At 44.9% G+C, this 13,749-nt stretch carries 10 protein-coding genes; 4 read left to right on the forward strand and 6 right to left on the reverse strand.

Features of this window, described 5'->3' with window-relative positions; translation table 11 throughout:
• Positions 1–100: 100 nt before the first annotated feature.
• On the reverse strand, positions 101–2,524 hold the full coding sequence (locus tag K5Q73_RS03640) for a PilZ domain-containing protein (protein WP_220761716.1): 2,424 nt from the start codon (positions 2,522–2,524) through the stop codon (positions 101–103).
• A gap of 150 nt (positions 2,525–2,674) precedes the next feature.
• Between K5Q73_RS03640 and radA the strand changes: the two genes are divergently transcribed.
• The gene (gene radA, locus K5Q73_RS03645) at positions 2,675–4,048 is read left to right on the forward strand and encodes a DNA repair protein RadA (protein ID WP_220761726.1); all 1,374 of its coding nucleotides are present in this window, start codon (positions 2,675–2,677) and stop codon (positions 4,046–4,048) included.
• 93 nt (positions 4,049–4,141) lie between these two features.
• Here radA and K5Q73_RS03650 read toward each other — a convergent pair whose 3' ends face one another.
• From K5Q73_RS03650 to K5Q73_RS03660, 3 genes are all read right to left on the reverse strand, one after another.
• Positions 4,142–4,537, reverse strand: a complete 396-nt coding sequence (locus tag K5Q73_RS03650; protein WP_220761728.1) for a PilZ domain-containing protein — start codon at positions 4,535–4,537, stop codon at positions 4,142–4,144.
• Between the two features lie 201 nt (positions 4,538–4,738).
• Positions 4,739–5,269, reverse strand: a complete 531-nt coding sequence (locus K5Q73_RS03655; protein ID WP_259650757.1) for a YgjV family protein — start codon at positions 5,267–5,269, stop codon at positions 4,739–4,741.
• 183 nt (positions 5,270–5,452) lie between these two features.
• Entirely contained in the window at positions 5,453–6,640 is a 1,188-nt protein-coding gene (locus K5Q73_RS03660) for a BamA/TamA family outer membrane protein (RefSeq protein WP_259650758.1), read from the reverse strand.
• Between the two features lie 200 nt (positions 6,641–6,840).
• Here K5Q73_RS03660 and K5Q73_RS03665 point away from each other — a divergent pair, with 200 nt between their 5' ends.
• The 3 genes from K5Q73_RS03665 (at position 6,841) to K5Q73_RS03675 (ending at position 10,941) form a co-directional block, all read left to right on the forward strand.
• Positions 6,841–7,872 (forward strand): transporter substrate-binding domain-containing protein, encoded by a 1,032-nt coding sequence (locus K5Q73_RS03665; protein ID WP_220761732.1) that lies wholly within the window; start codon positions 6,841–6,843, stop codon positions 7,870–7,872.
• A 124-nt stretch (positions 7,873–7,996) separates the two neighbouring features.
• Positions 7,997–9,235, forward strand: coding sequence for a DEAD/DEAH box helicase (locus K5Q73_RS03670; protein ID WP_220761734.1), 1,239 nt, complete (start codon positions 7,997–7,999; stop codon positions 9,233–9,235).
• Between the two features lie 347 nt (positions 9,236–9,582).
• Positions 9,583–10,941: an NCS2 family permease gene (locus K5Q73_RS03675; protein ID WP_220761743.1), complete on the forward strand. Its 1,359-nt coding sequence runs from the start codon at positions 9,583–9,585 to the stop codon at positions 10,939–10,941.
• A gap of 107 nt (positions 10,942–11,048) precedes the next feature.
• On the opposite strand, the gene K5Q73_RS03680 is transcribed toward K5Q73_RS03675, so the two are convergent.
• Complete coding sequence (locus K5Q73_RS03680) at positions 11,049–12,869, reverse strand: lysophospholipid acyltransferase family protein (RefSeq protein WP_259650759.1); 1,821 nt, start codon at positions 12,867–12,869, stop codon at positions 11,049–11,051.
• Positions 12,829–13,713, reverse strand: a complete 885-nt coding sequence (locus tag K5Q73_RS03685) for a UDP-2,3-diacylglucosamine diphosphatase (RefSeq protein ID WP_220761747.1) — start codon at positions 13,711–13,713, stop codon at positions 12,829–12,831. The genes K5Q73_RS03680 and K5Q73_RS03685 overlap by 41 nt, the downstream gene beginning before the upstream one ends.
• Positions 13,714–13,749: the final 36 nt, after the last annotated feature.

The following is a 13,749-nucleotide window of genomic DNA, read 5'->3' on the forward strand; positions in this document are numbered from 1 at the left end:
TTCTATTCGGTAGCTAATTAGTATTATCCGAGTCGGCGCCATAGTGACTCTGCTATGGCATTGACCTTTATATGCTGAGTTAGGTTTAACTCAACTGAACTTACTTAGAAAGTAACTCAGGAAAGCGTAGTGTGACTTCTTGAGTGACATCCAGAAACTCGCCCACACCTATGATATTCCAAAGCTGCTCTTCTAGTTTTTTCCCTTTGTGGGGGGAGTGAATATTGATGTATTCTCTTTCCCGGCGAATATAATTTAAGTCAGGTTTGCCTGTCGCCCCACGATACACCCTCAACGCCATAAATTCGCCAAGACCCTGACTACGTTGGATAAAGCTTAGTTGCTGTGTCCGATCTGTTAACTCACAGTCACTGATGCAGCGTACCTTTATCTGCCCTTGGGACATGCGCGAGATCTGCACGAATATTTCAAAATATGATAAGCCGTTCTGTGGTTTCATGGAGCGAATAGGCGTGATGAAGTCTCGCTTCAACTTGCCGTCGTGAAGTAAAGGGGCAAGATTATAAGCTAATGTATTATCGCTTTGAGAAGCAAAGATATTGGCAATGTGATTTTGCTCGGTGCCGATGCCTAAGGTCGATATATAAGCCGACTTCACTGTGCGCTCAAGATAGTAGGGGACCGAAGCCAGCTTACGCATGGCGATATTTTTCATACCGTCGGCGAGTTCTTTGACGTTATGATTATTTTCGGTGAGTTTCTCCAGCTTATCGCGATTATGTTCAATTAATCGATTTAAAAACTCTACGCCGATATGAGGCGTGTGACCGACTTGCGCCGCGAGATGTAAGGTGATGCCGTTTTTGCGGGTACGGATCAATCGGTAAGGCAATGACGCTAATGATGTTTTGCCTGCAAGAGGCTGTAACTTAGGGAAGCTAACTAAAATAGCTTCGGCTTCATTGAAATTCACAGGAGTTGTGACACTAAGCTTCAAACCGCGGCTTGAAATATCATCTGTGTTTGCAGCTACGCTGAGCTTACCCTGGCTAAGCATTACGGCTGTTTTAAAGGCAAAGCGGGACTCATTGCGTCGCTCGCTAAACTGCAGTGAGATAAGCTTAATAATGTGCTCAGAGATCTTCTTTTGGCCAAAAATTTTTAACTCGTTAACACTGGCTTGAACCTCGGAATTCTGATGCACTTGAGCCCAATTTTGATACAACTCATCGGCTTTAGGTGGCGTCATATCGATGATCTGTAGCACATGACTAAAAGCACTTAGCTGGGTCTCTGTGAGGGCGGAGTAGCGGCCTTCATCTCCAGGTAAGATACTGGCTTTATAGGATTGCTGATGGTCGACAGTTTGTGTTGCAACCGTAAATACTCTAAAGCTAGGCTTAGTGGCGCCAAAACTTAAAAACAGTGCCAACAAATTGCGAGAATTTAATTCCGCTAAGCTGGCAGAATAAAAGAATTTTGCCCCTTGAGCTGTGAAGGTGAAGCAGAAGAATTGACAGTATTGGCTATCATCTTCTGAGTCTATAATGCGCTTCAGTCTTGCGGGAGTGAGAAAATTGCTGAGCTGACAAATATTATTTTCATCTTTGAAATATTCACCAATAGCTTGGTTATCGCGACTGAGTAATTTATGACTGATGATAAATTGCTGCTGGGGCTCATTAGCGTCCGAATTCGTTTTCGATTCAATAAATAGCGGTAGATGTGGCAAGTGGGGCAGGTAATGGCGCTCAAACCCTAACCCTTTTGTCGTGACGAGCACATCATTAACATCGACCTTGTAACGAAACTTATAGCCGCGGATCAATTTTTCTAGCATCTGTGACAGCGCTTCACTGCCAGAAGTCCGCTTTAACCTAAGCCAGCAATATTCATGGTTTTGTTCGGTGTCAACAACCTGGTAGTCGATGCCCTGTTGTAGATCTTGATGGTAGTACTCTTCACCAAGCTCCAATAGCTTGATGCGAATAGGCTTGTTTGATTGCAATCCGTGCTTGGTGGGAATTCTAATCCGTGCACCACCGACAGAAAGATCAACTGTGATGCCGTTTAAGCTAAGGTGACCTTGAGCGACATTGATGCGCATGCTGTAATTCATGCGCTCTTCGCTGCGGGCGAAGTAGCTTCCTAATACCACAGCCTTAGCAATAAAGGGCGAGGCGTCGCTGACAACTTCATTTTTATTAGACTGGCGTAGCTTCAATATACGCTGTTTATGTGCTTCGATTACCTGCTCATATACACCTAAGGTATACTCGTCACGATACAGCGCGAGTGCCTCTAAAAATCTTTCTTTGGCGGGGGCGTCCAGATAATGCTGCTGACCTGCAAAAATAAACACCTCACAATCGAGTTCGGTTTTATTGCGCAGATCGATGAGCCTAGTGCAGGCTGAGGCCAGTCTATTGAGTTCCATTTTAAGCAAAAAGCGCGTTGAATTGGTTTCATCGGCGGTAAGCTGATCGAACAACTCCGGAAATTCCGGTTCCATTAACAGGGGCTTTAACTGTTCAACGAGGGCTTGATGCAATTGTAAAGTCATTAATCACTTCTTTTGGGATGCTAAATAGAGCAATGGCTGATAGGCTCATAGACAATTTTTAAGGGAGTAGTCGACGACTCCGCTTATCTTTAATTAGTATCGGCCAATATTGGCATTACTTTACCGATTTTATACGATTTAGAAAGAGCTATGGCAAAGAATAAAACAGCTTATGTATGTAATGAGTGTGGTCAAGATTTTCCTCGCTGGCAGGGGCAATGTAGTGCCTGCCAAGAGTGGAATACTATCAGTGAACTGAAGATTTCTGCACTGAAACCTGCTCGTGCTTCGGTTTCAGGTTATGCAGGCTCTGTGGGCGGAGGTTCAAAGAAGCTAACCGAAATTGAAGAGTTTGAAGCGCAAAAGATGCTGACAGGGATAGGCGAGCTTGACCGGGTGCTTTGTGGCGGATTAACCACAGGTTCGGTTAACATCATCTCTGGCGACCCTGGTGCGGGCAAGACCACGATTTTATCAGACTTAGTGTCACGTATGTCGCAGCTAATGCCTTCACTTTACTGTACTGCAGAAGAGTCGTTATCTCAGTTTAAAAACCGAGTGAATCGTCTAAAGCTAGAGTGCAATGAAGACAATTTATATTTGATGGCCGAAACCAGTGTCGAAGCCATTATTGCTGAGCTTGAAGAGAAGAAGATTAAATTTGCGGTGATTGACTCCATTCAGGCAGTTGTGACCGATTTAGCTAACGGCAGTCCTGGCTCGCCTTCACAGGTGAAGGGCAGTGCGCAGGCTCTCACTCAGTATTGTAAGCAAAATAACGTCACCATGTTTTTAGTGGCCCACGTTAACAAGAATAACGAAACAGCTGGGCCGCAAACGCTAATTCATATTGTCGATTGTTTAACGCATATTGAATGTAATGACGGGCAGGTACGTACCCTTAGGGCGAACAAGAACCGTTTTGGCGATGTCGATACCGTGGGTATATTCAAGATGACTGAGCGCGGCATGATAAGTGTCGACAATCCCAGTGAGATATTTTTATCGGGCTCAACCACTGAGTCTCCCGGGGCAGCCATTACCTGTATCCGTAAAGGTAACCGTAACCTATTACTTGAGATCCAATGCTTAACCACAGAAACCGAGGCTGAGTTTCCTCAGCGGGTTTGTGTGGGATTAAATATGAACCGTATCAAGATGTTGACGGGGATTTTGCGTAAGCACACTAAGACCAAGATTTTCCACGACACCTACTTTAATCTAGTCGGTGGCCTTAAGATTGATGAGTCTGAAACCTGTATTGACCTTGCGCTTGTGACAGCGTTGCTCAGTAGCTTGAACGATTTTGTGGTACCGAGAACGACCTGCATCATGGGAGAGTTGAGTTTAAACGGTGACGTTCGCCCAATTGATAGTGGGGTGCCAAGAGTGAAAGAAGCTGTTCAACATGGTTTTACCGAAATCTATATACCATTTCGTAATTACCATAAGTCGATGGAAGGCTCGGGCGCGAAGATCATTCCGGTGAAGACCATCCATGAATTGCTGGAGTTAATAAACTAGCATTGTATAAAGAAAAAACGCCGCAACAATGCGGCGTTTTTACTTGAAGGGGGAGCTGTTGCAACTAGGGCTAATATTGAGGGGATTGGGCTCCTATCCGGTTTTCAAGCTCTTGTGCTCAAATAACCTTTCTAATTCCCTATCGAGTAAACTCGCATCACCTAAGTTAAGCTCTAGTAGTCTGCGTAGATGACTAATGCTCTCAACATCAATGTGTTGGCAGGCTAAGCCAAGCTGCTGATTTTCACTGTGCACAAGTTTAGTCTGCATCACTACTTTGATTTCAGGCTCTTGCAGGCTAAACTCCAACGTCAAATCTGTGCCGGTAAAATGAAAGTCAGGGGGGAGTAAAACCAAGGCGCCGTTAAGGCTGATATCCAGTAGCTTAGTTGTACTGCAAGTTTGATGCGGGCTATCGTGACTGATTAGCTTGGCGTCAGTTGCAAAGGTTAACCGCGAAAATAATCGTCTTTCATCGACTTTATCCATATCATTCCTTGAAATCCTACAGAGTGTAGATTGCTATCGCTTGTTTGTTAATTTTAGTGCAATCCTAGCTAACACCAATAGCTAATAGTAAAAGTGATAAGCAAAGCGCATATCACGGGCTAATGGCAGTATTTAATATAAACAGTGATCACTCATATATCAATTTGCAGTCAGTAAGCTTGGGGTCGCCGACCCTAAGTCTTAAGCGGCTTGTTCAGTGGCGTAGTCAACTTGCTTTTGCGGCCATAAACTATGTGCCAAGATAACCAGTGTCACCAGCTGATATAAAATCCCAGACCAAGATAATAAATAGACGGAAAGGGTTAAGTTGAGCATATTACTTACCACCATGGCTGAGCGTAATTTATCTCCCTTTAACTGAAATAGCGCAAAACTCATCAGTACAGCACTCGCGACAGCGCACCATTCACTCCAATGCTCGGCCCAAACTAATCCCTGTAAAACAGCAATACTTGAAAACAGTAGCGGTAGTAGTCTTCGACAGGCGCTTTTTCGACAGGTAGCGAAGCGTACAGCATTTAGCAGTTGATTAAACATGCCTAAGGTGCTGCCCAATAATCCTAAGTGGACAGCAGTAAGGCAGGAGGCTAATAGGTTGCCTGATAGTAATTGTTGATCATTTTTCTGATAGTTAGCCCACCAGCCAATGGCCATCGAAACAAAGCCTAAGGCTTGAGCCCAGATTAAAGCTTGATGTGATAATTCGAACACGAAACGGCAAAACCTAACAGACATAGAAAAACGGATGGCTATTGTCGTTTTTTTGCTCAAGCAAACTGTGATCTTAAGCTGTTTACTCGGTTTTGTTTTTCGATTTTTGGGTGAGTTGTGAGCCATCTCACGTTACATAAGCTTTGCCTAAACTAAATGGCAGGGGGAGGGGCGTACTAGACGTTAAAATCCGCTACCTACATTGATATATAAAGCCGTGTCTTCGGGGCCGCGCGCAACATCGACTCCCATATGTAAGCCATAACGCCGAGCGATGGTATACCTAAAGCCTGCACCATAGGCATTTTGTAGCTCGCTATCCCACATATCACTCGAGCTTTTACCTGCTAGCCCGCTGCCTACAAATGAGAGTAACATCCAGCGAGGGTTGAGTTTCCACATTATTTGAACTTCACCAGAGCCGACGTTTTGTCCCTGATAACGGTTTTTAGGTATGCCGCGTAGATCGATAAATGGATAAGTGAAAACAGGCAAGCGGCCATCACTGTCAATTGATTGGTAATGCAGTTTTACACCTAAGGTAAAATTGCTTGATAGTGGCCAATAGTTTAAGCCTTTAACGTTGAGGGTTTGGTAGTTGTAGTCGCTACCGATATCCTTACTAAACCAGTCATACTCAAGTAAATAATTGTAGCCACTGGTGGGGAGAAAGAAGTTATTCAAGCTGTCGTATTCTGCGATAGCGCCAATAGCGGACACCCTAGGCGTTGTGTCTAGGATATCTGCTAACCTGTCTATAAGCTCTGGCGGAATGTTTTCAAATTCACGGCGGCTGTTTAAATCTAAACTAAGGTATTTTTGTGATACCCCAAGGAAAAGTGGGCTTGAGTTGATACGGTATTGCAGCTTTTGAATAATTCCGAAACCTTGCATATTCATATCTAACGACAAATCTTGGGCAAAATCTTGTTGGCTGTAAAAGCTCATATTGATGTCGCCGTAACCGCCTCCAACAAGATAGCGCACGCTATCTTGGGCCCAGGTTTGCCTATGGCCTGCAAATGCCATCTTAGTGCCATTATCCGTGGCACCTATTCCAACAACCGAGATCCCCGGGGTTAACAACTGTGCGCCGCCATCTATCGAGTGAGTGGCAAGCTCTTTACGTGCTAGTTGCTGCTCAGCACTTTCGTGTAAAAACATCCCCATTACGGCAATGCCGTTACCCACTGACGGTTCGGTTATAATCGTGGGGACGGGTAAGAAGCCGTAGGCGTTTTCGGCAAGATATTGGCCCGCGTCAAAGTAGCCATCGATAGGATCGAAAAACTCAACTGCTGCGATAGAGTTAAAGGCCATTGGGCTTATAATGGCAGCTAGAAAAATGCTGGCTATTTTACTGAGGTTCATAGTATTTTTTGTATTATCATCCGTGAGTGAATAGTATACGCAAAACCATAAAAAACATTCAAATGGCAAACGGGCATTTCGTCCCTCGATAGCGATTTTTTGAAAACATTAAGGTCATCAGCCCTAAATCCATTAATCTATGAGTAACGCTGAAAGATTTGCACTATGTTTAAGCCAATAGAAGAGTGACAGTTTACTAGATGAATATAATATATAAGGTTGTGCTGCTAGTTCCTCTAACGCTAGCTTATCTTATACAGGCTATGCCAAGCGGATATGCATCAGAGTTGTATGTTGAAACTAAGGCTGATATTGAACGCCAAAGCGTAGAGGTTGGCAGCAATGGACTAAATGCTATCGATGCGAACGCTGCACAACATCGACTCGTACAAACCGCTCCTGTTTTGGCACAGTTCCCCACAGTGCTGAGGTATTATCAATCCGACTCTCGTTTTCAATATCGTATTGCACTACTTAACTTAGTGCTGGATAAAACCGCTACCAAGTATGGCCCAGCAAAACTTGAGCCTCTCGAGCAGGTTGTCACTCAAAGTCGGGGGCTGGTGATGCTGCAAGAAAATGAGATAGATGTGGTTTTTCTTGCGACAACCAAACAGCGAGAGCAGGAGTTCTTGCCCGTGAGAGTGCCTATTATGCGTGGGATATTAGGCTTACGGGTGCTGCTTATTCATAAAGATAATATTGACCGTTTTGCAGCTTTTGGCCGCTCAGACGTTAATAGCGCTGAACTCGGAAGCTTTGAGCAATTTAAACAGCAATTCGAAGCCGGATTTGTATTTCACTGGGCCGATATGGCCATTTTAGACAGTAATAATATTGCGGTGCAAAAGCAGCCCACTTACCAAAATCTATTCGCCATGCTTAATGCTAAACGTTTCGATTATTTTCCTCGTGGCGTTAATGAGGCTTGGCGTGAGCAAAGAGAAAACTCAGCTCGCTATCCGGATCTGGTTATCGAGAAGCAGATCGCGCTGCATTATGAATACCCAGTGTATTTCTTCGTCAATAAAGATAATCAGCTACTGGCGCAGCGACTTGAGGAAGGTCTTAGCCTAGCGCTGAACGATGGCTCATTTAAGCAACTATTTTTAAAACACCATAAAGCGCAGATAAAACAAGCACAGTTACCACTGCGCAGACTGTTTCATTTAGATAACCCGACCTTACCCGCAAACACGCCTGTGATAGACAAAAGCTGGTGGCTGAACTAGTCCTTAGCAGTTGAAGTCGCTAGGGGCGTTTTTATATGTAAATGCTAGCGTTTATTAGGGCTGAGTTCTGTTAAACTCAGCTACAGATTAGATTGTGATTCTTGGATCAAGTTAAGGAATGTCAGTGTCATTTTCATCACTCCCCTTAGGTGACAAACTTCAACACGTGATTGCGCAAAAAGGCTACCAACAGCCAACGGCCATTCAAGCCGCGGCGATTCCGGTTATTTTAAGCGGTCAAGATATTATGGCCAGTGCACAAACCGGAACTGGTAAAACCGCCGCATTTACCTTGCCACTACTGCAACGCTTGCTTGATAAAAGCGCAGAAGAGCCTTTAGCGAACCGACAGCCGACGGCGCTTATCTTAGTGCCAACGCGAGAGTTAGCTGTGCAAGTGAACGGTAATGTTAGCCAGTATGCAGCTAATACCGATATTGCTAGCGTGGTGATTTATGGCGGCGTGAGTATTGATGCTCAGGCAACAAAATTGGCGGCAACTTGTGACATAGTGGTCGCGACACCGGGTCGATTACTGGATCATATTCGCCGAGGCTCGTTAAATCTTTCAAGTATTGATTACTTAGTATTTGATGAAGCAGACCGCATGCTTGACATGGGCTTTATGGATGAAATTAACGCCATCTTAAAGTGTTTGCCAGCAAGCCGTCAGACCTTGTTGTTTTCGGCTACCTTTAGCGCGGCAATTTATGACTTAAGTAAGAAGCTATTGAATAAACCCGCGCGCATTGAGGTTGATAAGGCAAATAGTGCAGCTGATAGCGTCGAGCAGATAGTGTATGCCGTGGATAGTGACCGTAAGACAGAGTTAATCTGTCATCTGATTAACAAGTATGACTGGCATCAGGTGCTTATTTTTAGTCGAAAAAAGCAAACTGCTGACACTATTGCGCAGAAAATGTTGGCAACTGGCATCGAGGCTAAGGCGTTCCATGGTGACTTAGGCCAAGGTGCTCGTGAACAGGTGCTCAATGACTTTAAACTAGGCAAAATTAAAGCGCTGGTGGCTACCGATGTCGCTGCGAGAGGCCTGGATATTGTTGAACTTAAATATGTGGTCAACTATGAGATCCCTTTTATTGCCGAAGATTATATACACCGTATTGGTCGAACAGGCCGAGCAGGCAGTGTTGGTAAAGCGGTAACGCTTTATAGCGAAGATGATGCATTGCTGCTTGAAGAGGTTGAAACCGTATTAGATAAACGCTTGGCGCCGCAGTGGTTGCCAGGTTTTGAGCCAGACTTAACTAAGAGTGAGCCGGTTAGTCGAAAAAATAGTAAATCAGCTGAGCGTCAAAGAGCCAAGAAACGCGCCTTGGGTGGCAGTAAACGTCGACGTTAAGTTTACGCTTTACCATATAAAGGCAGTACTTATGTGCTGCTTTTTTATATCCCACCCTCATCAAGATGAATTATTCCGTATTAGCGTTTTTTTTGTTGATTCTTGTCAAAAATATCACTCGCTAGCTATTGCCGCGCTCTAGATTACGGTACACTCCGCGCCAACAAAGGCTGTGTTGGTAAGAGTAAATTTTACCAGGCATTTTGCCCGCAGGTCACCGGTGTCTTGTAAGACATAAGTGGATCTCTCACCCGATATTTTAGTCGGGGCTCTACCTGCCATAGCCTAGTCGCCAACTGAACCCAGTTGGTTTGCCTAATATTTAAGAGATCAAAAGGTTAACAATTATGAAGTCTGAACAGACTCTGCCAAACTCTGCCACACCTAGCGATTCTATTCTGGATCGTTATTTCAATATTTCAGCTCGTGGAAGTACTGTAAGACGCGAAGTGATCGCGGGCTTTACCACGTTTCTAGCCATGGTGTATTCGGTGATCGTAGTGCCGAATATGTTGGGCGCTGCCGGGTTTGATACCGGTGCAGTCTTTATTGCTACCTGTTTAATAGCGGCCTTTGGTTCGCTACTGATGGGCTTATGGGCTAATTTGCCGATGGCAATTGGTTGCGCTATTTCGCTAACCGCTTTTACCGCATTTAGCATGGTGCTAGGTCAGGGGATCTCAATTCCTGTGACGCTGGGCGCTATCTTTTTGATGGGTATCGTATTCACGCTTGTGAGTGTTACCGGTGTGCGTCAGTGGGTACTGACTAACTTACCAAAAGGTATTGCTCACGGTACAGGTATTGGTATCGGCTTGTTTCTGTTATTGATTGCCACTAACAGCGTGCAGCTGATTGTGGCCAACGAAACCGGCCTGCCAGTCGCCTTAGGCGATATTCATAGCCTACCAGTGATTGCAACGATTATTGGCCTTGCAGCCACTATTGGTCTTGAGCGCCGTGGTATGCCAGGTGGCATCCTAGTGGTGATCATCGCGCTATCAGTATTTGGTTTAGTATTTGATCCAGCCGTTAAGTTCCAAGGCTTTTTCGCACTGCCTGACTTGATGTCAGATAAGTCACTTATCGGCCAGCTCGACATCATGGGCGCATTGAACCCAGTGGTGCTGCCAATTGTATTAGCATTGGTGATGACGGCTATTTTTGATGCAACAGGCACAATTCGCGCCGTTGCCGGTCAAGCGGACTTGCTTGATAAGAAAGACAATATTATCGATGGTGGTAAGGCGTTAACTTCAGACTCAGTGAGCAGCATCTTTGCTGGCGCAGTAGGCGGCGCACCAGCAGCTGTTTATATTGAGTCGGCAGCGGGTACAGCGGCGGGTGGTAAAACAGGTCTAACGGCTACAATCGTTGGTGTGCTGTTCTTGCTAATGATGTTCCTTGCACCACTTAGCTACTTAGTGCCAGCATATGCAACAGCGCCTGCGTTGATGTATGTGGGTCTGTTGATGCTCAGTAATGTGACTAAGCTTGATTTTGACGATAAAGTCGATGCCATGGCAGGCTTAACCTGTGCGGTGTTTATTATCTTGAGCTGTAACATCGTGACCGGTATTTTATTAGGCTTTGTTACTTTGGTCATTGGCCGCTTATGCAGCGGTGAGTGGCGCAAACTAAAACCTGGTGTGCTTGCGATTACCTTAGGTTTAGTGGTGTTTTACATGGGCGGTTGGGCGATTTAATTATCATTGCCGATAGCTAATAAGCTATAACAGCTAGTTTATAAAAAATAGCCTAAGCATATGAAGCCAGTCATAGTGACTGGCTTTTTATTAAGCCGGGCACTGTCTTACTTTATTTCACCGCCAAGTTGTAGCTCTGGCAAATGGCAATCTAAGTAGCGGCTACGCTTCTTGGGTTTGAGTTTGTGAGTGTCCACTAACACTAAGCCGTCAATGCAATCGCCAAACTCTACATCTATTCCAAAATCGAGGAATTTAACCCCACCTGCAGTGCAGAGTTCGCCATATTGCTTATACAGTGCAGGAACCGCGCTGCCCATACTCGCCATAGTTTGCTTGAGCTGTTTAAAGCCCTCACTATAATCTAAGTCCCCGTAATCTTGGTCGAGTTTAGCTTCCCGACCTTGGCTAAAGCTAAATGGGCTGTAAGAGTGGGCGAGTGTTTGCTCACAGGCAAATTGTGTTTTATAAAAGTGGATTAACCTTTCTTTTGCTTGCTCAGGTATGTTGTCACTCAACGACACGGGCCCAAATAGATAGCGATATTGTGGGTTGCGAACCAAAAATGCACCTATGCCAAACCAAAGATAATCTAAGCTACGTTTGCCCCAATATTTAGGTTGAACAAAGCTGCGTCCAAGTTCTAATCCTTGCTCGAAATAGGGGCTGAAATCGTCGTGATAGTCAAATAGCGATTGGCTGTATAGCGCATCTTTACCGTGCATTTTGTGCACCTCTTTCGCTCCAGCAAAACGGTAAGAACCAACGATTTCTAACACTTCAGGGTCCCATAGCACTAAGTGCTGATAGTAGGCATCATATTTATCTGTGTCACGGCGATTGCCACTGCCTTCACCAACGGCTCGAAAGGCAATTTCTCGCAAGCGCCCTATCTCGCGCATGATAGGGTTGCTGTCTTTGTGCTGGTATAGATAGATTTTTTTGTTGTCTTGGGTTTTACCGAGTAATTCACACTGATGCAGTGCAGCTTGTAGCTCACTGCGAGGCTCGGGGTGAGCGATAGGGCTTTGGGTGTTAAACAGTGGACTGCGGTTCTTGCCTATACGGTAGAGGTGATTCTTCAGTAGTTTTACTTTCATCTTCACAGAGAAGTCATTGCTCATAACCACTTCTTTCGGGATTAATTCCCCAATGCGTATTGGCATGGTTTTTTTGGCCTGTTTAAACATCTCTTTGACCAACAGCAGGCTAGCAAGCGGCTTGTAGAGCATAGAGGCACCGTAAAACGTGGCCGAATTTTTTGCATCGGCAAACATAGGCAATAACGGTGCGTGGCTCGCCTTGGCTATTTTTACAAAACCAGAGTGCCAATGTAAGTCGACGACACCTTGAGGACGCAATCGTGAGACCTCTCCAGAGGGAAAGATTAATACTGCGCCCTCATTTTTAAGGTGTTGATGGATATTATCTAAATGCTGCTTGGGGGTACCACCTGTCATGTTTCGCACCGGCAGCAATATTGAATGCATCGGCTCTAGCGCCATCAACAGTTCATTGGCGACCACTTTAATATCGGGTCTAACCTTGCTGATAAGCTTAATCATGGCCAGTGCATCAAGCGAACCAATAGGGTGATTGGCGTAGATCACCACTCGGCCTTCAATCGGGATATTTTCGACTTCGCTGCTGGGCACCGAGTAGTTAAAGTTAAAGCTGGTTAGTAGTTGGTCAACAAAATCTATGCCTTTTAAATAGGAAAACTGGCTGGCAATATCGTTACAGGCTTTCTCGTTTAACAAGTATCGCAGCATGGCTTTAGTTGGGGTTGATAGCCAAGGATTTTGATTAATCTTAGGTAGGTTTTTCTCTACTACATTGTCGACGGTAAATATCATAACTTCACCTGCTTTACTTGTGTTGAATGGCTTAGGCAACGTGCCGCTGTTTTGGTGCTTGCTGAATTTCATCAAAAGAGTAAGAGCTGATGACTTCGGCTCGTTCAGTGGTTTCGTTCCATTTGAGCAGATGAACGTCGCCCTGATTGGATTCTGCGATTAAGGTGCAGTTCTCGACCCAATCACCATCATTGGCATAAAGGATCTTATCTTGGCTATTCAGAGCGGGCTGGTGAATGTGGCCACAGATCACGACATCGACATCTTTTTTATTGGCGTAACGCAGCACCGCAGACTGATAATCGTTAATGGCTTGCTGAGCCTTGTGAATGCGTAATTTGATATAGCTTGCTAAAGACCAGTATGGATAACCAAGCCATGAACGGATCTTATGCAGTCCACGGTTTAGCCATAGCAAAACATCATATAGATGGTCGCCGAGTTTGGCGTACGCCCGGCCAACACAGACTTCAGAATCAAACTGATCGCCGTGTAACATCAGATATTTGCGACCGGTAACCCCGGTGTGAATATATTCGTTAGCGATAGATAGATCCCAAAGATGGAAGCCGCTATATGGTTTTAGCATTTCATCATGGTTGCCGGGGATATAGACAACCTTGGTGCCATCGCGTGCCATCTTTAATAGTTGTTGCAACACTTTATTATGAGATTCTGGCCAGTAGACTCGGCGCTTTAAGGCCCAGATATCGAAGATGTCACCCACTAGGTATAAAGACTCGGTTTCAACTTGTTTTAGTAACTGCAGTAGATATTCAGCCTTACAGTCTTTGCTACCTAAATGAACGTCAGATAACCACAGGGCATTGAAGCTCTGCTGAGGTTGAGCAGGGATAATCGGGCTGTTTGCTGAAGTGGAGGCTAAGCGGGTATTTTTTCTTGGCTTATTACTCATCGGCTCATCATATAAACGATTATTTGCAGCTAGAGT

Source organism: Shewanella sp. MBTL60-112-B2, assembly GCF_019655055.1.
Lineage (GTDB): Bacteria > Pseudomonadota > Gammaproteobacteria > Enterobacterales > Shewanellaceae > Shewanella.